General features: G+C 62.5%; 18 protein-coding genes. 8 read left to right on the top strand and 10 right to left on the bottom strand.

Features of this window, described 5'->3' with window-relative positions; all coding sequences use genetic code 11:
• Positions 1 to 51: 51 nt before the first annotated feature.
• Positions 52 to 1,182, top strand: coding sequence for a winged helix DNA-binding domain-containing protein (locus AR689_RS20870; protein WP_062073241.1), 1,131 nt, complete (start codon positions 52 to 54; stop codon positions 1,180 to 1,182).
• Between the two features lie 111 nt (positions 1,183 to 1,293).
• Here AR689_RS20870 and asd read toward each other — a convergent pair whose 3' ends face one another.
• The 10 genes from asd to AR689_RS20820 all read right to left on the bottom strand — a co-directional run bounded on the left by asd (position 1,294) and on the right by AR689_RS20820 (position 11,553).
• Positions 1,294 to 2,436, bottom strand: coding sequence for an aspartate-semialdehyde dehydrogenase (asd, locus tag AR689_RS20865; RefSeq protein ID WP_024817628.1), 1,143 nt, complete (start codon positions 2,434 to 2,436; stop codon positions 1,294 to 1,296).
• Between the two features lie 106 nt (positions 2,437 to 2,542).
• Positions 2,543 to 2,764: an NF038396 family protein gene (locus AR689_RS20860; protein WP_062073239.1), complete on the bottom strand. Its 222-nt coding sequence runs from the start codon at positions 2,762 to 2,764 to the stop codon at positions 2,543 to 2,545.
• A 2-nt stretch (positions 2,765 to 2,766) separates the two neighbouring features.
• Positions 2,767 to 3,384: a dihydrofolate reductase gene (locus AR689_RS20855; RefSeq protein WP_062073237.1), complete on the bottom strand. Its 618-nt coding sequence runs from the start codon at positions 3,382 to 3,384 to the stop codon at positions 2,767 to 2,769.
• Positions 3,381 to 4,184 carry a thymidylate synthase gene (locus AR689_RS20850; RefSeq protein WP_062073235.1) on the bottom strand — a complete coding sequence of 268 codons (804 nt, stop codon included), beginning with the start codon at positions 4,182 to 4,184 and terminating at the stop codon, positions 3,381 to 3,383. Before AR689_RS20850 ends, AR689_RS20855 begins: the two co-directional genes overlap by 4 nt.
• Positions 4,181 to 4,573: a GntR family transcriptional regulator gene (locus AR689_RS20845; RefSeq protein ID WP_062073233.1), complete on the bottom strand. Its 393-nt coding sequence runs from the start codon at positions 4,571 to 4,573 to the stop codon at positions 4,181 to 4,183. The genes AR689_RS20850 and AR689_RS20845 overlap by 4 nt, the downstream gene beginning before the upstream one ends.
• Positions 4,570 to 6,219, bottom strand: a complete 1,650-nt coding sequence (locus AR689_RS20840; RefSeq protein WP_231745614.1) for a hypothetical protein — start codon at positions 6,217 to 6,219, stop codon at positions 4,570 to 4,572. The genes AR689_RS20845 and AR689_RS20840 overlap by 4 nt, the downstream gene beginning before the upstream one ends.
• A 91-nt stretch (positions 6,220 to 6,310) precedes the next feature.
• On the bottom strand, positions 6,311 to 7,279 hold the full coding sequence (locus AR689_RS20835; RefSeq protein ID WP_062073230.1) for an NUDIX hydrolase: 969 nt from the start codon (positions 7,277 to 7,279) through the stop codon (positions 6,311 to 6,313).
• Between the two features lie 8 nt (positions 7,280 to 7,287).
• Positions 7,288 to 9,537 carry an RNA degradosome polyphosphate kinase gene (locus tag AR689_RS20830; protein ID WP_062073228.1) on the bottom strand — a complete coding sequence of 750 codons (2,250 nt, stop codon included), beginning with the start codon at positions 9,535 to 9,537 and terminating at the stop codon, positions 7,288 to 7,290.
• Positions 9,538 to 9,640: 103 nt separating this feature from the next.
• Entirely contained in the window at positions 9,641 to 10,612 is a 972-nt protein-coding gene (mshD, locus tag AR689_RS20825; protein WP_062073226.1) for a mycothiol synthase, read from the bottom strand.
• 242 nt (positions 10,613 to 10,854) lie between these two features.
• Entirely contained in the window at positions 10,855 to 11,553 is a 699-nt protein-coding gene (locus AR689_RS20820; protein ID WP_024817619.1) for a winged helix-turn-helix transcriptional regulator, read from the bottom strand.
• 260 nt (positions 11,554 to 11,813) lie between these two features.
• On the opposite strand from AR689_RS20820, the gene AR689_RS20815 reads away from it, so the two are divergent.
• The 7 genes from AR689_RS20815 to AR689_RS20785 all read left to right on the top strand — a co-directional run bounded on the left by AR689_RS20815 (position 11,814) and on the right by AR689_RS20785 (position 17,863).
• Complete coding sequence (locus AR689_RS20815) at positions 11,814 to 12,548, top strand: hypothetical protein (RefSeq protein ID WP_062073224.1); 735 nt, start codon at positions 11,814 to 11,816, stop codon at positions 12,546 to 12,548.
• A gap of 166 nt (positions 12,549 to 12,714) precedes the next feature.
• Entirely contained in the window at positions 12,715 to 13,314 is a 600-nt protein-coding gene (locus AR689_RS20810; protein WP_062073222.1) for a nitrobindin family protein, read from the top strand.
• A 51-nt stretch (positions 13,315 to 13,365) separates the two neighbouring features.
• Positions 13,366 to 14,088 carry a flavodoxin family protein gene (locus AR689_RS20805; protein WP_062073220.1) on the top strand — a complete coding sequence of 241 codons (723 nt, stop codon included), beginning with the start codon at positions 13,366 to 13,368 and terminating at the stop codon, positions 14,086 to 14,088.
• Between the two features lie 56 nt (positions 14,089 to 14,144).
• Positions 14,145 to 15,230 (top strand): CAF17-like 4Fe-4S cluster assembly/insertion protein YgfZ, encoded by a 1,086-nt coding sequence (gene ygfZ, locus AR689_RS20800; RefSeq protein ID WP_062073218.1) that lies wholly within the window; start codon positions 14,145 to 14,147, stop codon positions 15,228 to 15,230.
• Positions 15,227 to 15,619 carry an ankyrin repeat domain-containing protein gene (locus AR689_RS20795; RefSeq protein ID WP_062073215.1) on the top strand — a complete coding sequence of 131 codons (393 nt, stop codon included), beginning with the start codon at positions 15,227 to 15,229 and terminating at the stop codon, positions 15,617 to 15,619. The genes ygfZ and AR689_RS20795 overlap by 4 nt, the downstream gene beginning before the upstream one ends.
• A gap of 110 nt (positions 15,620 to 15,729) precedes the next feature.
• On the top strand, positions 15,730 to 16,359 hold the full coding sequence (locus AR689_RS20790; protein ID WP_062073919.1) for a PadR family transcriptional regulator: 630 nt from the start codon (positions 15,730 to 15,732) through the stop codon (positions 16,357 to 16,359).
• The gene (locus AR689_RS20785; protein WP_062073213.1) at positions 16,343 to 17,863 is read left to right on the top strand and encodes a DHA2 family efflux MFS transporter permease subunit; all 1,521 of its coding nucleotides are present in this window, start codon (positions 16,343 to 16,345) and stop codon (positions 17,861 to 17,863) included. The genes AR689_RS20790 and AR689_RS20785 overlap by 17 nt, the downstream gene beginning before the upstream one ends.

The following is a 17,863-nucleotide window of genomic DNA, read 5'->3' as shown; positions in this document are numbered from 1 at the left end:
TGGGAGGCGCTGCAAGGTTCCCTGTGCTGGGCGGTCCTTTTAGGATGAAGCATGCCTGCCGAGAGAACCACTCCCACTCCCCGCATCATGGGCCGTTTGCGGCTTGTCAGCCAAGGTCTGGTGGGCGGAGGTTTTCCCACGGTTCCGGACGCGGTCCGGTGGATGACGTGCATGCAGGCGCAGGACTTGGGTTCAGCCTTGTGGGCCGTTGGGCAGCGGGTACCTGGAAAGGCTGCCTCGGACGTTCGCGCAGCCCTCGACGCCGGGACAGTAGTCCGTTCATGGCCCATGCGCGGGACGCTCCACTTAGTGGCCCCCGAAGATCTCCAGTGGATTTTGGGCATCACCAGTGGCCGACTGATGAAGTCCTTGGCTGGGCGCCACCGTGAACTCGGCATCACGTCCGAGGACATCAGCCATTGCAGGGACATCGCCTTCAAAACCGCGGAGGCCCTCAAAGCAGGGGGTGCGCCAGGAGCCAGCCGTGAGCAGCTTTTCCAAGCTTTCGAGGACGCTGGGCAAATCACTAAAGCCCAGCGGGGCATCCACTTGTTGGGGAGCCTGTGCCAGCGTGCGTGGCTGGTACAAGGGCCCATGGCAGGGACTAACGGCAAAGTGGGTGTGCAGCAGCTGTTCGTGCCGTTCGACGAGTGGATTCCGGACTCGAGGGAGCTGGATCGCCAGGAGGGGATTGCCGAGCTGCTGTTCCGATACGTCCGGAGCCACGGCCCAGCCACCATCAAGGACTTTGCCTGGTGGAGCCAGGTTCCCCTCACCGAGGCCCGGGCTGCCCTCAACGAGGTGCAGGACGGCTTGGTTGAGCTGCAGTTCGGCGGCAGTAGCTATTGGCTCTCACCGGAAACGGCGGCAATGCTCGACGACGGCGTCCCCGGCTCACGCTCGTTGCTGGCGCTCCCGGGGTTCGACGAATACCTGCTCGGCTACCAGGACCGGAGCCTGGTGTTGGCTCCCGAGTTTGCGGAGTTGGTGGTGCCGGGCAGGAACGGGGTGTTCAAACGAATCATGGTGTCCGGCGGCGAAGTGGTGGGAACGTGGGCCAGGACAGTCGGCGGCAAGGCCACGGGGGCTACGTCGGAGCCGTTCGCGGGGGAACTGGGTCCGGCCGCTGAGCGTACGTTCCAGGCCCAGGGCCGCGCCTACCTGAAGTTCATGGCGGGCTGAGCCGGCGGTTGAGCCCCTAAGACGTCGAAAACCCGCTCTTCCGTTGCCGGGCAGCAACGGAAGAGCGGGTTGAAGACGAACTCAGCCTGGTGAACTCAGCCTGGGGGAGGACTAGAGCTTGCCGGTCACAATGTTGAGCATGCGGCGGAGCGGCTCGGCTGCACCCCAGAGGAGCTGGTCTCCCACGGTGAAGGCGCTGATGTATTCCGGGCCCATTTCGAGCTTGCGGATGCGGCCCACCGGGATGTCCAGTGTGCCGGAGGCGGCCACGGGGGTCAGGTCAGCCATGGAGGCTTCCTTGGTGTTGGGAACAACCTTGGCCCATTCGTTGTCCTTGGCCAGGAGGTTCTCGATTTCCGTCACGGACAGGTCTTCGCGGAGTTTGAGCGTGAGGGCTTGGGAGTGTGAGCGCATGGCACCGATGCGGATGCACAGGCCGTCCATGGCGATGTGGTCCTTCCCTGCGGTGCCGTTGCCGGTGCCGAGGATTTTGTTGGTTTCCACTCCGGCTTTCCACTCTTCCTTGGACTGGCCATTGCCGAGGTCGGCATCGATCCACGGAATGAGGGAGCCGGCCAGAGGCACGCCGAACTGGGTGGCGTCAACACCGGTGCGCTGTGCGGCGAGAACCTTATGGTCGATTTCGAGGATGGCCGACGCGGGGTCGTCCAGCTCACTGCTGACCTCGTTGTTGAGGGTGCCGAACTGGTTGAGGAGTTCACGCATGTGCCGTGCGCCGCCACCGGAGGCAGCCTGGTAGGTCATGGACGTGCCCCACTCCACCAGGTTGTTCTTGAACAGGCCGCCGAGGCCCATCAGCATGCAGGAAACCGTGCAGTTGCCGCCGATGAAGTCCTTCACGCCACCGGACAGGCCGGCGTCGATGACGTCGCGGTTGATGGGGTCCAGCACGATGATCGAATCGTCGTTCATGCGCAGGGTGGACGCAGCGTCAATCCACAGGCCGTCCCAGCCGCGGTTGCGGAGCTCGCCGTGGACCTGCTTGGTGTAGTCGCCGCCTTGGGCGGTGACAATAATCGGCAGCTTGGCCAGCGTCTCAATGTCGAACGCATCCTCGAGCTTGCCTGCCCCCTCAGCGAAGGACGGGGCGGCACCTCCTGCGTTCGAGGTGGAGAAAAATACCGGGTTGATGTTGGCGAAGTCGTTCTCGTCCTGCATGCGCTGCATCAGGACGGATCCGACCATGCCACGCCAACCGACCAGTCCAACGGACGGATTAGCTGCTGTAGTCATTTCCCAAGTCTAAACTTTCGGGGCTCAGTGCCGCTGTTGGTTACGTCACGCACGCACTGCACGACGACGGCACCCGCCACAGCGGCCCGCAAGCCGACCGCCCGGGCTAGAGGCCGGCGTCGTGTTCCTGCAGCAGGACAGCCTTACGCTTGCGCAGGGCAAAGAACGCACCAAACGTAAACACCTGCGTGACAACGATCAGCACGATGATCCCGGCAATTTTGTTGCCGCCCAGGATCATGGTGAGTCCCACAATGGCGGAGATCAGGGCAAAAAGCGGCAGGAGCATGTAGCCCAGCACGAACAGTGTTTCGGGTTTCTTCAGCATGCTTAGTCTTCCTGGCTTTTCTGGCTTGCGTTCCGGCGCCATGTGGTGAACCGGTAATTGGTGCCGTTCTTGGCGGTGAGCCAGCCTTCGGACGGGGCTATGGCGTCGAAGGTCCAGTCGTCACTGAGCTCGGGGGCATAGGTGTCGCCTTCCAAGTCGGCGTCGATGATGGTGATGACGGCCAGGTTGGCGATGCCCATGGATTGTTCAAAGATTTCGCCGCCGCCAATGATCCACACTTTTTGGCCACCCGGTGCGAATTGAGATTCCAACAGGGCCGCATCAAGGGAGGAAACCACGACGGCACCCTCGGCCTCGGGCGTGGAAGCCCACTCAGCGTTGCGGGTCACCACAATGTTGGTGCGGCCGGGGAGGGGGCGGTACTTTTCGGGGAACGACAGCCAGGTCTTGCGGCCCATGATGACGGGGTGTCCCGTGGTGAGCTGGCTGAAGTGTTTGAGGTCCTCGGGCAGGTGCCACGGCATGGACCCGTCTTTGCCAATTACGCCGGCCGTGGTTTGAGCCCAGACCAGTCCGATGCCGGTCATGCGGGCCGCGGTCTCTTGGGTGAAGATGACACCGGGGACTTGGGCCGGAACGTCTGAAGATGGCGTGCTCATACCGCGATCGGCGCCTTGATGGTGGGGTGGTGGCGGTAGTCCACAACCTCGAAGTCGTCCAGCGTGTAATCGAAGATCGAGTCCGGTGTGCGGAGGATCTTCAGCTGCGGGTACTCGTACGGCTCGCGGCTGAGCTGCTCGGAAACCTGATCCACGTGGTTGTCGTAGACGTGGACATCTCCGCCGGTCCAGACGAATTCGCCCGGCTCAAGCCCAAGCTGCTGCGCCACCATGCGGGTCAGCAGGGCGTAGGAGGCAATGTTGAAGGGGACGCCCAGGAACGTGTCCGCCGAACGCTGGTACAGCTGGCAGGACAACTTGCCGTCAGCCACATAGAACTGGAAGAACGCGTGGCACGGGGGCAGCGCCATGTCCTTGAGCTCGGAAACATTCCACGCGGACACAATGTGGCGCCGGGAATCCGGGTTGGCGGCCAGGTTGGTCATGAGCTCGGAGATCTGATCGATGTGCCCGCCGTCGGGAGTGGGCCAGCTGCGCCACTGCACTCCATAAACGGGGCCCAGCTCGCCGTCGGCGTCCGCCCATTCGTCCCAGATGGAGACGCCTTGGTCCTGCATCCACTTCACGTTCGAATCGCCGCGCAGGAACCACAGGAGCTCCACAGCCACGGATTTGAAGTGAACCCGCTTGGTGGTGATCAGCGGGAAGCTCTCGGCAAGATCGAACCTCAATTGGCGGCCAAAAACGCTGCGTGTTCCGGTTCCGGTGCGGTCCGACTTGTGCGTGCCGTTAGCCATGACATCGCGCAGGAGGTCTTCATAAGGGGTGGGGATGCTCACGAGTCCAGCTTACTTGCCAGCCGGCCGCGAAGAAGATCAATGAGCGTTTCATCACCCACGCCCGCGTCACGAGCCGTCCGGATCAAACCGTCGACGGCGGCCATCACCGCCGCATCTCCCCCCGCCGTGCCGTGCTGCACCCGGGGCGGCCCGACGACGATGGTCCCGTTCCGTCGTCGTGATTCGATCAGCCCGGACTGCTCGAGTTCCTTGTAGGCACGTGCCACAGTGCCCGCAGCGATGCCCAGGTCGGCGGCCAGGCTGCGGACTGTGGGCAGGCGGCTTCCGGGTTCCAGGATGCCGACTGCTATCAGTGAGCTGAGTTGCCTGCGGATCTGCTCGTAGGGCGGGACGGGATCCGCGAGATCCACGGTGATTCCGGCTGTCATTGGGCTCGCTCTCCATGGCTGGCGGGCTCACCGCGGGGGATAGTGCCGAGTAGGCTGCGCACTGGTACCACTGCAACGATCACGGCGATGGCAGCCAGGACCATGCCAACGGTAATAGCCGGGCTGGGTGCCAAGGGATATTCACCGCTGCCGGGTGAAAACACGCTGTACCAAGCGTCGCCGGTGATCATCAGCAGCGCTGCCGCCTGCCCCAGGCAGTAAGCGGCCAGAGTCCTCACGATGCGGTACATGCTGATGGCCCTCAAGGCCGCGTCCAGTCCAGCCTCGCCCTCACTTTCCGGAATACCACGACGGCGGCGCACGGCAATGATGGCCGCCGCACCTGTCGCGGCGACTACAGCGGTGAGCAGAAGGGCAGCCGGCCAGGTCTTGGGGTCGAAGGACTGTGCCTCCGCAGCCACGGCGAACGCCACGGCGACGGCAAGAATCACGGCGCTTCCGATCGCGAAGGAGAGCAGTCCTCGCGAAACAGGCTGCCGCGGCCAATGGACCTTGGCTTCGGGTTGGCCATAATTTCGAGCCATCAGCACCTCGCCGGCCGTAATAGCTATCAAGAGGGCGGCAGCGGCCAGGGCGGTCACGATGGGAAAAGCGTGCGTATCAAGGGGGCGTGTGGCCACGAGGATCGCGGCAACGCCTGCCACAAGTGCAAGGCCGCCCACTACGCCCAACACTGCACCAAGGGAGATACTGAGCCGGGCGGCTCCGTGGATGAGGGGATCGGAACGAAGTGTTTTTGCGCTCGTGGCTTGAGGGGCTCTGGGGATCGAGGGAAGTTCAGGCACCCGCCACCACCACATTGCCGCGAGGACTCCCATGTTGATCAGCCCCAGCACGTTGAACCAGGACGACTGCCACAAAGCTCCGGGGCTTGGCTGTGCTGCGAAGTTTCCGGCGATGGTGGCCAGTCCGGCAGCGATGGTGGCCACAGTCCTTAGCAACCTGTTGGTGGCGATGGTCCGAAGCGTTCGGTTGTCATCGCCGTCGAGCGTTTCCAATTGGCGACGGCGGGCGATCAGGAGGAGAACCAACAACGTTCCTGCGGCCAGGACAACCAGGGCCCCGCCGAGCCAAAGCGCCAGTTCCGAGCCCGGAATCCGACCGTCCTGACCTTGGCCCGAGTAACCGTTGTCCATGGGAGGCACTAAGCCCGGTGGGGTGGACAGCACCGGCTGGTGGGCCGTGAGCGTGGCTATCCAAGCAATGGCCAAAGCTGCGTAGCCGAAGATGGCTGCCGTGGTCCAAGCTAGTTTGCGGGGAAGGAAGTCCCTGATTCTCCGGACCTTCAGTTCGGCGTACCGGCGTGGTGCCTTGGGCGCGGGGTAACTCAGCTGACCGAGTGCGTGGACGGTAAGGCAGGCAAGAATGGGCCATGCAAGCGCGCTGGCTATCTGCTCCGGAGTTACGGGAGCGCTTGATCCCAGGGGACTCGCGCGAATGATTCCGGCGCTCATGGCACCCTGTAAGGAACTGGCCATCCACCCAATGATTCCCACCCAGAGTCCGTGGGAGGCCACGGATTGGGCATCCGGTTTGGACCAAACCTGCATCCTCAGGAACAGGTACACGACGATGGCACCGACTACCGGTCCCAGGAAAAACAGCGGTGGCAGGCTGAAAAGCACGTCAAAGACCCCCAAGTCTTGGTATCAAATGCTTCATTCAATGTATCAAGCATTTGATACAAAAGTCCCGGGGGTCAAAGACGCTTAGCGGCTAGTCGTCGAACGGCTTGACCTGTTCCACGGACACGATCTTCCGCTCGGAGCCCCGGGCCACCTGGCACACAATCACCTCGCCGGGAGAAAGAAAAGGATCCGTCGTGGGAAGGAGTGCACGCAGGGCCTGAGACATGTGCTGGCCCAGCTGCTTCAACGCCGTGGGCAAGGCCGGACGGTGGGTGCACACGGCAATGGGCACTTGTTTGTCGAACAAAGCTTCAACGGCCGCAGCAGTCTTCTTGGGGGAGCGTTGGTGGTGGTGCTCCGTCAAGGCCTCCACCAGTTTCACCTTGGCCCCGCTCGCCTTGGCGTAGGGGGCAATGGTGGCCACGCAGCGGGCCCATGGGCTGGTCACAACACGTTGAGGTTTCCACACCTCCAAGAGGCGCTGGACGGCCACTGCCTGGCGCTGGCCCGTGGCAGCCAGAGGACGGTCACCCTCCGCCTTGGTCCACGAAGACCGGGGCTTTGCCTTGGCGTGACGGATCAACACCAGCGGCCACGTGTCCAGTTCGCCGCGGACATGGGCTTTCTCCAGGAATTCGAGGGGCATCACGTCCGTGGGGTTGCTCAAGAAGCCCGCTGCCCGGTCCGGGCTGCACCACATGACGCTGTCCACTTCTTTGCCGTCGGGCCGAAGCTGGGCGCCGTTGACCTTCACCGCCCAGTACCTGACCACCTTCAAACCTGCGCTGACATGGTAGTGAATAGCCGGAAGAGGTATGCCCAGCGGGGCTTGAAGCCCTATCTCCTCCCACACTTCACGGGCAGCGCACTCGGGAACTGTTTCCCCGGCGTCGAGCTTTCCTTTGGGCCAAGACCAATCGTCGTAACGGGGACGATGGATCAGGAGAACCTCCAGGCCACCCTTGGTCATGCGCCAAGGGATGGCGCCGGCGGCCACAACGGCCACCGGCTCGCCGGGGTGGTCTGATTGATCCTCCACGGGTGTATCGCTGTTCAACTGTGTCCTTACCGCCGGGCCGCAGCACGCTGGCGTGAGCGGGAGGCGAGGAGCCAGGACTGCATGTCCAGCAACGGCTTGCCATCCTCATCCACGTGATGCCTGGTCCAGTGTCCGCTGTTGTCCAGGTGCCAACTGGCGGTACCGTCGTCGACGTAGCGGCGCATCAGGTCCATGACAGTCGCTGTGTCTTCCTTGCTGGCCAGCTGGACCAGCGCCTCCACGCGGCGGTCCAGGTTGCGGTGCATCATGTCCGCGGAGCCGATGAAGACCACAGGCTCGCCACCGTTGCCAAAGGCAAAGACGCGTGAGTGTTCAAGGAAGCGGCCCAGGACGGAACGGACCCTGATGTTTTCGCTGAGTCCCGGGACACCGGGGCGCAGGGAACAAATGCCGCGCACCACGACGTCAACCTTCACGCCGGCCTGCGAAGCCCGGTAGAGGGCATCGATGATGGCTTCGTCCACCATGGAGTTGACCTTGATCTGCACCAGCCCGGGAGCGCCGGCCTGGGCATGGCGGATTTCGTTTTCAATCCTGTCCATCAAGCCAGCCCGCACCGATCTCGGAGCAACAAGCAACCTCTTGAACGTGGACTTCGGGGCGTACCCGGAGAGCTGGTTGAACAACTTGGACAGGTCTTCGCCCACTTGCTCGTTGGCGGTCAGCAAACCGAGGTCTTCGTAATAGCGTGCTGTGCGCGGGTGGTAGTTGCCGGTTCCGATGTGGCAGTAGCGGCGGAGGCCGTCCACTTCCTGCCGGACCACCAGGGATAACTTGCAGTGAGTCTTCAGGCCCACGATGCCATACACCACGTGAACGCCCGCTTGCTCGAGCTTTCGCGCCCAAGAGATGTTGGCCTGCTCATCAAAGCGGGCTTTGATTTCAACAAGGGCCAGAACCTGCTTGCCTGCCTCGGCGGCATCAATGAGGGCGTCAACAATGGGGGAGTCGCCCGAGGTCCGGTACAGGGTCTGCTTGATGGCCTGCACCTTGGGATCCGCGGCCGCCTGCTCCAGGAAAGCCTGGACGGAGGTGGAGAACGAGTCATACGGGTGGTGGAGCAGGATATCCCTGCGCCGCATCGCGGCAAAGACGTTTGCGGCCTTGGAAGTCTCTGACTCGTTGAGGTATCGAGAGGTGTGCGGGACATGCTTGGGGTAATGCAGATCAGCGCGATCAATGGCACTGATGGCTGACAGTCCGCGGAGATCCAAGGGCGCGGGAACGGAATACACCTCAGACTCTTCAACACCAAGTTCGCGGATCAGCAGGGCCTTGATGTTCGGGTTGATGTCAGTAGTGACCTCGAGGCGGACCGGAGGACCAAAACGCCGGCGCAGGAGTTCCTTCTCCAGCGCCTGCAGGAGGTTCTCGGCGTCGTCCTCTTCGACTTCCAGGTCCTCGTTACGCGTGACCCGGAAGGTGTGGTGCTCCAGGACTTCCATGCCGGGGAACAGCTTGTCCAGGTGGACGGCAATGACTTCTTCCAGCGCGATGAACCTGGCCACACGGCCGGGGATGGCGCCTGCACGCGGTCCGTCCACGGAAATGAGGCGGGGCAGCTGGTCCGGCACCTTGACGCGGGCAAAGAGTTCCTTGTCGCTGATCGGATTGCTGACGATGACGGCAAGGTTGAGGGAGAGGCCCGAGATATACGGGAAGGGGTGCGCCGGGTCAACGGCAAGCGGAGTCAGGATGGGGAAGACCTTCTCCTGGAACATGATGCTGATCCGGTGGCGGGCATCCTCATCCAGTTCATGCCAGTGCATGATGTGGATGTGCTCATAGGCCAGTGCCGGGCGAATTTGCTCGGCGAAGACCTTGGCGTGGCGTTCCTGCAGCCTGTGGGCCTCTTCGCTGATCTGCTCCAGTACTTCGATGGGGCTCAGCCCGGCAGGGGAGGGCACAGCCAAGCCCGTGGCGATGCGCCGCTTAAGGCCGGCCACTCGGACCATGAAAAATTCGTCCAGGTTGGAGGCAAAAATGGACAGGAAGCTGACACGTTCCAGGAGGAAAAGCTCCGGATCCTCAGCGAGCTCCAAAACACGGGAGTTGAAGGCCAGCCAGCTCAGCTCGCGGTCCAGGAACCGGTCCGGGGAGATGTCGCCTTCGGGTTCCAGGCTCGGTGCGAATTCCGGGATATCGATGCGGTCCTGGGTGGCTCGCGAAGCCGGCACTTCCGAAGATCCGAAGCGCGGGGGCAATGTTGCTCCCTTCGAGGTGGATCCGGCGGTGCCGACGGGGTCCGGCTGCATGGGTTTCTCCTAAGCTCAGGACGGGGTTTCCTCCCACATTACAAGCAATTCCGGTGCTCGAATCCAAGATGTCACCTGCTTTCCGGCAAGTGATCCCGTCAGGTTAATTTTTGGTTAAAGGCCCATACATCACATCGGTGTCCCAACGAACAAAGCCGAGTTTCTGATATAGAGCTACTGCTGGCTCATTGTCGGCGTCCACATAAAGCATCACAGCGTGCAGGCCTTGTTCCTGGAGGTGCTTGATGCCGGCGACTGTAAGTGCTTTACCCAGGCCCAAACCCTGCGCCGCGGGAGTCACACCCACCACGTAGACCTCGCCAATTGCCGGGTGCGGACCTTGCCGGGGGTGGACCTTGGTCCAGTGGAATCCCAACAGTTCGCCCTCGGTGTTGACGGCCAGGAGGAAACCTTCGGGATCGAACCAGTCTTCAGCCTTGCGAGCCTCAAGATCCGCCAAGGTCATGGAACCCTGTTCAGGGTGGTGGGAGAAGGCCGCCTTGTTGGCTGCCAGCCACGCCTGCTCATCCTGGCCCGGCACGAAGGCGCGGAGCGAAACACCGTCCGGGAGCCCGGCGTCGGGCAGTGCGGCGGTGGACGACATCAGCCTCATCTTCCACAGTTCCCGCGCAGGACCGTAACCGAAGCGCGTGGCGAGCTCGGCAGCGGCCTCGTGGTTGCCATGCGACCACGCGCTCAATCCATTGAGGCCCCGCTTGCCCTGCAAGGCGCCCAGGAGCTTCCCGGCCACTCCCTGGTTGCGATAGCTGGGGTGGACGGCCAACTCCAGCACGCCGGTTCCGTCACCACTTCCGACGACGACGGCGACGCCCGCCAGGTCTTCGGCTGTGGCCGGATCTGAGTCCTCGTCCGGGGCATACAGGACGAAGGAGAGCGCTGAGTGCTCTCCGGAGTCTGCGCCGCGCAGCATGACCAACGTCTGCTCGGAGAACGGAGGATTCCCGTCGGACTCCGCTGCGGCAGCGGCGAGGGCGGTGACGTCCTTGAGGACCTCACTGTCCAGGGCGCCGGCAATGATCAGTACGGGCCAGTTTTCCGGGTGCGCGTGACTCATGATGCAAGGCTATACGCCCGCTGCAAGGCCTGTGATTTGATGTCCCTCCAAATGGGAGGTAGTCTCGTTATCTCGTTCGGCTTTGCGGTTTGTCCGTCAGTCAACGCAGGGGGGGATCCACCAGTGGGGTGGCCTCGATACGTTCGACCCGTATGTCCTCCACCAAGAAATACAGAAAGGCCAGGATCCGCGTGGATCCTGGCCTTTTCCTTTGATCGTTCCCTTTGACCTTCAGCGCCCGTTCAGGCCTCGGACAACTCTTCGTCCGTGAGGCGAACAAGGGTGAGCCGGTAGCCAACGTTGCGGACCGTGCTGATCAGGTTCTCGTGGTCCACGCCCAGCTTGGCGCGAAGCCGCCGGATGTGGACGTCCACTGTCCGGGTGCCTCCGTAGTAGTCGTAGCCCCAGACTTCGGTCAGCAACTGCTGGCGGGTGAAGACCCGGCCGGGGTGCTGCGCCAAGTACTTCAGGAGTTCAAATTCTTTGAACGTCAGGTTCAGAGGCTGGCCGTTGACGCGTGCGGTGTAACTGGCCTCGTCAATCACGACGCCGGCGGCCCGGATCTCGGTCTGGGTCTCTTCTTCGCCGGTGACGGCCCGCGCCATGGCGAGGCGGATGCGTGCTTCCACCTCGGCCGGGCCCGCAGAGTCCAGAACAATGTCATCCACTGCCCATGCGGAGGAGACGGCTGCCATGCCGCCTTCGGTAAGAATCAGCATGAGCGGCGCGCTGAGGCCGGTGGCCTTCAGTAACTGGGTGAGTGAACGGGCGCCCACAAGATCCTTGCGGGCGTCCAGGAAGACGATGTCCGTGGGGTCGGTTTCCAGTAATGCGGTGGGTTCTGCCGGGAGGATGTGCACACGGTGGTTCAACAACTCCAAGGCAGGCAAAATGTCCACCGAAGAGCCGGTGCTGTTCGTTAGGAGCAGGATGTGCGACATAGTTCCTCCAATGGGCTGTACGCGCATCATCGGGCGTCGAAACCGGAGTCTCACCGGTCGGTCACAACACATGGTCCGCCTCCACCGTTGTAACGGGATCGCGGCGAACACAGTGCGCTGTTGAAGTCTGAGTATACCCATCAGTGCCTTGCGACACATGGATTCGTGACAGGCAAGCACCGGAATTACGACATATTGGGCCGGCTTAAGGCAGGATTGTCGAAAGGTCGTAAGGCACATCGGATTGAGGTCGGCACACAGTGAAGTCTTGGAGCATCGGGGTATTCGGACTCGTGGCGCTCGCAGCCATCGTGTCCAGCACCTTCGTTTCCCGGGAAGCCATGGTGGGTGCTGGAATCGCGGCGTCCGCGGCTGTGGGGATCGGTTGGCCGCATTTCCTGGCTGTTCCCGCCAAGAAAACGTTGGCCGCCGTTATTGGGCTTGCCGGTGCAGGAGCGGCTATCGCTGCTGCCTATGTGCCAGCGCCCGGTTTCCTGGACGGTACCCCGGCGTTCGTGGCTTTGGGCGTGATGGCGGTGTTCGTGGTCCAACTGATCAGGGGTACGGGGCAGGCCCAACGCCTGGAATCAACTCTTGGCTGCTCCGCCGGCGTTCTGCTGAATTGCCTGGGCGCGGGGTGGATCGCCAGTGCGCGGTTCAATGGCGTCAAGGAGATGGTCCTCGTGGCTGGCCTGAGTGCGGCAGTTGCCCTGATGGTGGGAATCATTCGCTGGCCGGACCGCATTGTGGCTCCGCTGGGCGTGGTCATGGCCGGCCTCATGGGACCGCTGGCAGGTCTGGTTTTCTCGGATATCGCCGTGCTTCCTGCAGCTTTGGTGGGCGTGGTGGTGGGATCGGTCCTGGTGTGTTTCCGTCGGATGACCACCCTTCGGCGGGGGCGGCTCAATATCCCGGCAGCGGTAGGAATGGGCGTGGCGCCCGTTTGGGCTGTGGGGGCCTTGGCTTACTTCATAGACAAACTACTCATCTACTAACGGTTAGGATTGCATCATGTCTGTACTCGCATTTGAAATCTTCTTCCTCGTTCTCCTTGGCCTGGCCAGCGTCGCCATGGCGTGGTTTGCGGGTTTTGTCGTCTACCGCCTTTTCAAGGGCCAGAAGTAACCCTTCTGATCCTGCAGCCCACCAGAGGTAATCGTTGTGCCTATTGAGATCCCTACAGATCTGACGCCTGAACTCGTCCCGCTTTCCTGGCTCATTGGTGAGTGGGAAGGCCGCGGCCGGCTCGGCAGCGGAGACGAGGATTCCGAGCATTTCGTCCAGCATGTGTCGTTCACCCATAACGGGCTCCCTTACTTGCAGTACAGGGCCGAGACCTGGATCAGCGATGACGCTGGCGAGAAGTTGCGGCCGTTGACCGTTGAGACGGGGTTCTGGGCCTTGGAGCGGAAGCTCGAAGAGGGCGACGGAGGCCCGGGGCTGATTCCGGCGGACATCGTCCCCGTCCTCAAGACTGCTGACGACGTCGAAGAGCGGCGCAACAAGGACGGCGGTTTCGACATTTCGGTGTCCATCTCGCATCCGGGCGGAATCACTGAGCTCTACTACGGCCAAATCAAGGGACCCCAGATCCAGCTAAGCACCGACATGGTGATGCGCGGCAGCCACTCCAAGGAGTACACGGCGGCAACACGGATCTTTGGTTTGGTCGACGGAAATCTCCTGTGGCGGTGGGACGTCGCTGCCAGCGGCAAAGCTCTTGAAGCGCACGCCTCAGCGTTCCTCCACAAGGTCTCCTGACCCGAGGCCTCACCGTACGTTCCAGCAAGCAGCCAGCAGAAGGAGCAGAAAGTGAACGCCCACCTCAAACCTGAAGGCTATGAGGGCCTCAAGGCTGTTTTCTTCAATGGCACGTTGAAACCCTCTCCGCAGCTGAGCAACACAGATGGCCTCATTAGGATCAGCCGGGACATCATGGAGAAGCAGGGCGTCACTACCCGCCTCATCCGGACGGTGGACCACGACATTGCCAGTGGCGTCTATCCGGACATGCGCGAGCATGGCTGGAAGACTGATGAATGGCCGGAGATTTATCCCGAGGTCCGCGACGCCGACATCGTGGTGATCGCCGGACCCATCTGGTTGGGGGACAACTCGTCCCAAACAAAGAAGCTCATCGAACGCTTGTATGCGCACTCGGGCGAGCTGACCAGCAAGGGCCAATGGGCGTTTTACCCCAAGGTGGGCGGTTGCCTCATCACGGGCAACGAGGACGGCATCAAGCACTGTTCCATGAACGTGCTGTACAGCCTCCAACACATCGGCTTCACCATTCCTCCTCAGGCCGACGCCGGGTGGATAGGCCCGGTTGGGCCAGGGCCCAGCTATCTTGATGAAGGTTCGGGTGGGCCGGAGAGTGATTTTACTAACAGGAACACCACCTTCATGACGTGGAACCTGCTCCACATGGCCAAACTCCTGCGGGATGCAGGGGGAATTCCTGCCTACGGCAACCTGCCGGAGGAATGGAGGGCAGGCACACGATTCGACTTCGAAAACCCGGAATACCGCTGATGCCGGAATACCGCTGATGCCGGAATACTGCTGAGCAGCAAGGACTTCTACTACATATGACTTACAAGAGCCCCCTGTTGTCGCGCCCTGGCGCCGTTGAAGATACCGGCCTCGACGCCGGCGTAGCGGCCCATTACGGTGAACCGCTGCGTGAGCAGCGCGCCCTGGCGACCGGTACCGCCGTCGTGGACCTTTCACACCGTGGCGTGGTGACCGTGGCCGGCCCGGATCGACTCAGCTGGCTCAACACGCTGTCCTCCCAGCAGCTCACCAACCTTCAGCCCGGCGTTGCCAGTGAACTGCTGCTGCTCAGTGTCCAGGGGCGCATTGAATTCGATGCCCGCGTCATTGACGACGGCAGCACTACGTGGTTGATCGTGGAGACCGCTGAGGCGGGTCCTTTGGCCGAGTGGTTGAACAGGATGAAGTTCATGCTCCGAGTCGAGATCGCAGACGTCTCTGAACAGTGGGCAGTGGTGGGCGCCACCAAGGCCGTGGAACAGCTTTCCACTCGCTTGGTGTGGGAGGATCCGTGGCCGCACGTCAGCCCTGGCGGCTATGCCTACAGCATCGTCCCTGAGGAATCGCATCCCGGCCTTGAGCGACCGTGGTTCGAATACCTTGTCCCGGCCGCCGAACTCGAACAATCCGTGGAAGGCCTGCCTTTGGCAGGCGCCATGGCGGCGGATGCCTTGCGGGTTGCCGCGTGGCGGCCCCGCTTGGGGGCTGAGACTGACGAGAAGACGATTCCTCACGAACTTGATCTCCTGAGGACTTCGGTCCACCTGAACAAGGGCTGCTACAAGGGCCAGGAGACCATAGCGCGCGTCCATAACCTCGGCCACCCGCCACGGCGGCTGGTGTTCTTGCAGCTTGACGGCTCTCAACACACCTTGCCGGCTGTTGGCAGTGTTGTATTTGCCGGGGAGCGCAAGGTGGGTACGCTGACATCGGTGGCGCAGCACTTTGAGATGGGACCTGTTGCTTTGGCCGTGATAAAGCGGTCCATTTCGGCGGAGGAAACCCTGACGGTGATGGACGGTGAAGAGCCTTACGTCGCAGCCCAGGAAGTGATCGTCGCCCCCGACGCCGGCCAGGTTGTCGGGCGCCAGACCGGATTCCTGAAGGGACCCCACCGATGAGCCAAGCCACAGGACCCGACGACGAAACGTTGGCCCTGGCCCACGCCCTGTTTGATGCTGCCCGCGAAGGTGACGTTGAACTGTTGCGTGGTTACTTGAATGCCGGCGCGCCTGCCACGCTGACCAACGCCGCCGGCGACTCCCTCCTGATGTTGGCTGCCTATCACGGGCACGAGGAAGCTGTGCAGCTCATCCTCCATCACGGTGCCGACGTCAATGCCGCCAACGACCGCGGTCAGACGCCGCTCGCCGGGGCGGTTTTCAAGGGGTACACCGGGGTCGCCCGGGTATTGATTGACGCCGGGGCGGATCCCGACGCCGGTACGCCCTCTGCGCGCGACGCCGCCACGATGTTCGCCAGGTCAGAGATTCAAGCCCTGCTGGGCTAACCCAGCCAAAGACAGGGACAGCCCGGTCGCCTGGCGGCCGGGCTTTCTTGCGCCCCAATACTCCACGTGGAATAGTTGTTGTGGAATATTTGATCCGGAAGGGGGTTGGTGTGCCCAAGGTCGCTGAATTGACCCCGCTCGGTGTCGCCTCACTGGCGCTCCTCGCAGAAGAGCCCATGCATCCTTACGAGATGTACCAGTTGCTGATGGCCCGTCATGAAGACCGGCTGGTGAAAGTGCGCCCGGGCACCCTCTATCACGCCATGGGCCGGCTCGAGGAAAACGGGCTGGTGGAGGCTATGGGAACAAAGCGCGAAGGCAACCGTCCTGAACGGACCACTTACCGGATTACCCCCGCCGGACACGAAGCCCTCGACGCGCGGCTCCAGGCCATGCTCTCCACGCCAGTCAACGAATACCCCGTCTTTCCCCACGCGATCGCCGAGGCGCACCACCTTCCCGTGGCTGTGGTGACGGAGCTGTTGGAGGAGCGGCTTGTAGCCCTGAACGCCGACCTCGATTTCCTCGTCCACGCCGAAGCCACCGTGACGGCCAAGGGCCTGGACCGAAAGTACTGGATAGACATCACGTATCAACAAGCAATGCGCCGAACGGAGATCGCGTGGATCCGCGGTCTCCTTGAGGAGCTGGACAACGGGCATCTGCCCTGGGATGAACCCCGGCCAGGTCCAACCGAACTTTCATACAAGCCGAAGGAATCCCTTGGAAAACGTAGCTAAGCCGTGGCCTGCGCTGTGGTCACTCGTGGTGGGCTTCTTCATGATCCTCATCGACACCACCATCGTGTCGGTCGCGAACCCGCGGATCATGGAGGGCCTCAACACGGACATCAACGCCGTCATCTGGGTCACCAGCGCCTACCTGCTGGCATATGCCGTGCCCCTGCTCATCACCGGCAGGCTGGGTGACCGCTTTGGGCCCAAGAACCTGTACTTGATCGGCCTTGTGGTCTTCACCCTCGCATCGCTGTGGTGCGGCCTGTCCGGCGACGTCACCATGCTCATCGCCGCCCGTGCTGTCCAAGGCCTCGGCGCAGCCATGATGACGCCACAAACCATGGCTGTCATTACCCGCATCTTTCCGCCTGACCGCCGCGGTGCCGCCATGGGGCTGTGGGGAGCCACTGCAGGCATGGCAGTGCTCGTGGGCCCCATCCTGGGCGGCGTCCTGGTGGACAGCCTCGGCTGGGAGTGGATCTTCTTCGTCAACGTGCCCATCGGCATCGTGGCGTTCATCCTGGTGACCCGTTTCGTTCCCAAACTCACCACGCACAGCCACACGTTCGACGTCGTTGGCGTGGTGTTGTCCGCCGTCGGTATGTTCCTCCTGGTCTTTGGCATCCAAGAAGGGCAGACCTACAAATGGGGAACGGTCACCGGCTTCGTTTCCGTCTGGGGCCTGATCATCACCGGGCTTGTGGTCCTGGTTCTCTTCGTCGTGTGGCAGTGGCTCCTTGAACGCCGCGGCGGGGAGCCTTTGCTGCCCCTTGGCCTGTTCAAGGACCGGAACTTCTCCCTGGGCAACTCCACCATCATGGCTGTCGGCTTCACGGTGACCGCGTTCCCGCTGCCCACCATCTTCTACTACCAGACCGTCCGCGGTTTGACCCCAACCCAGTCGGCGCTGCTCATGATTCCCATGGCCGTCATTTCGGGTGCACTTGCCCCGTTCGTGGGCAAGCTCATTGATCGCGCCAACCCGCGGTACTTCGCGTCCTTTGGCTTGGTCTGCATGGCTGGTGCGCTGTTCTGGACCGCGGCCTTGCTGGGGCCGGACACCCCCATCTGGATGTTCCTGCTCCCCAGCGCCCTGCAGGGCGTCGCCAATGCTTTCATCTGGGGGCCGGTGTCCAACGCGACCACCCGCAACCTGGAACCGCGCCAAGCCGGTGCGGGTTCGGGCGTCTTCAACACCACGCGCCAAATCGGTGCGGTCCTTGGTTCGGCTGCCATCGCTGCCCTGATCCAGTCGCGTCTCGCCGCGGAGTTGCCCGCCGCTCCGGCCGGGGTACCCGTGGGCGAAGCCTCCATGAGCGGCGTGTTGCCGGAGGCACTCCACGCGGGATTCTCGACGGCGATGAGCCAGTCCATCCTGTTGCCTGCCTGTGCGATTCTGGTGGGCGCCGTGGTGGCATTGTTCTTTGGCAAGCCGAAGCCAGTCAGCGGTTGGGGCGGCACGTCCGAGTCTGCACCAACCACCGAAAAGGCGGACCTCAACACCTAG

Source organism: Arthrobacter sp. EpRS71, assembly GCF_001512285.1.
Classification (GTDB): Bacteria; Actinomycetota; Actinomycetes; order Actinomycetales; family Micrococcaceae; genus Arthrobacter.
The sequence above is the reverse complement of the archived record's forward strand: the minus strand, read 5'-3'. Positions and strand labels throughout refer to the sequence as shown.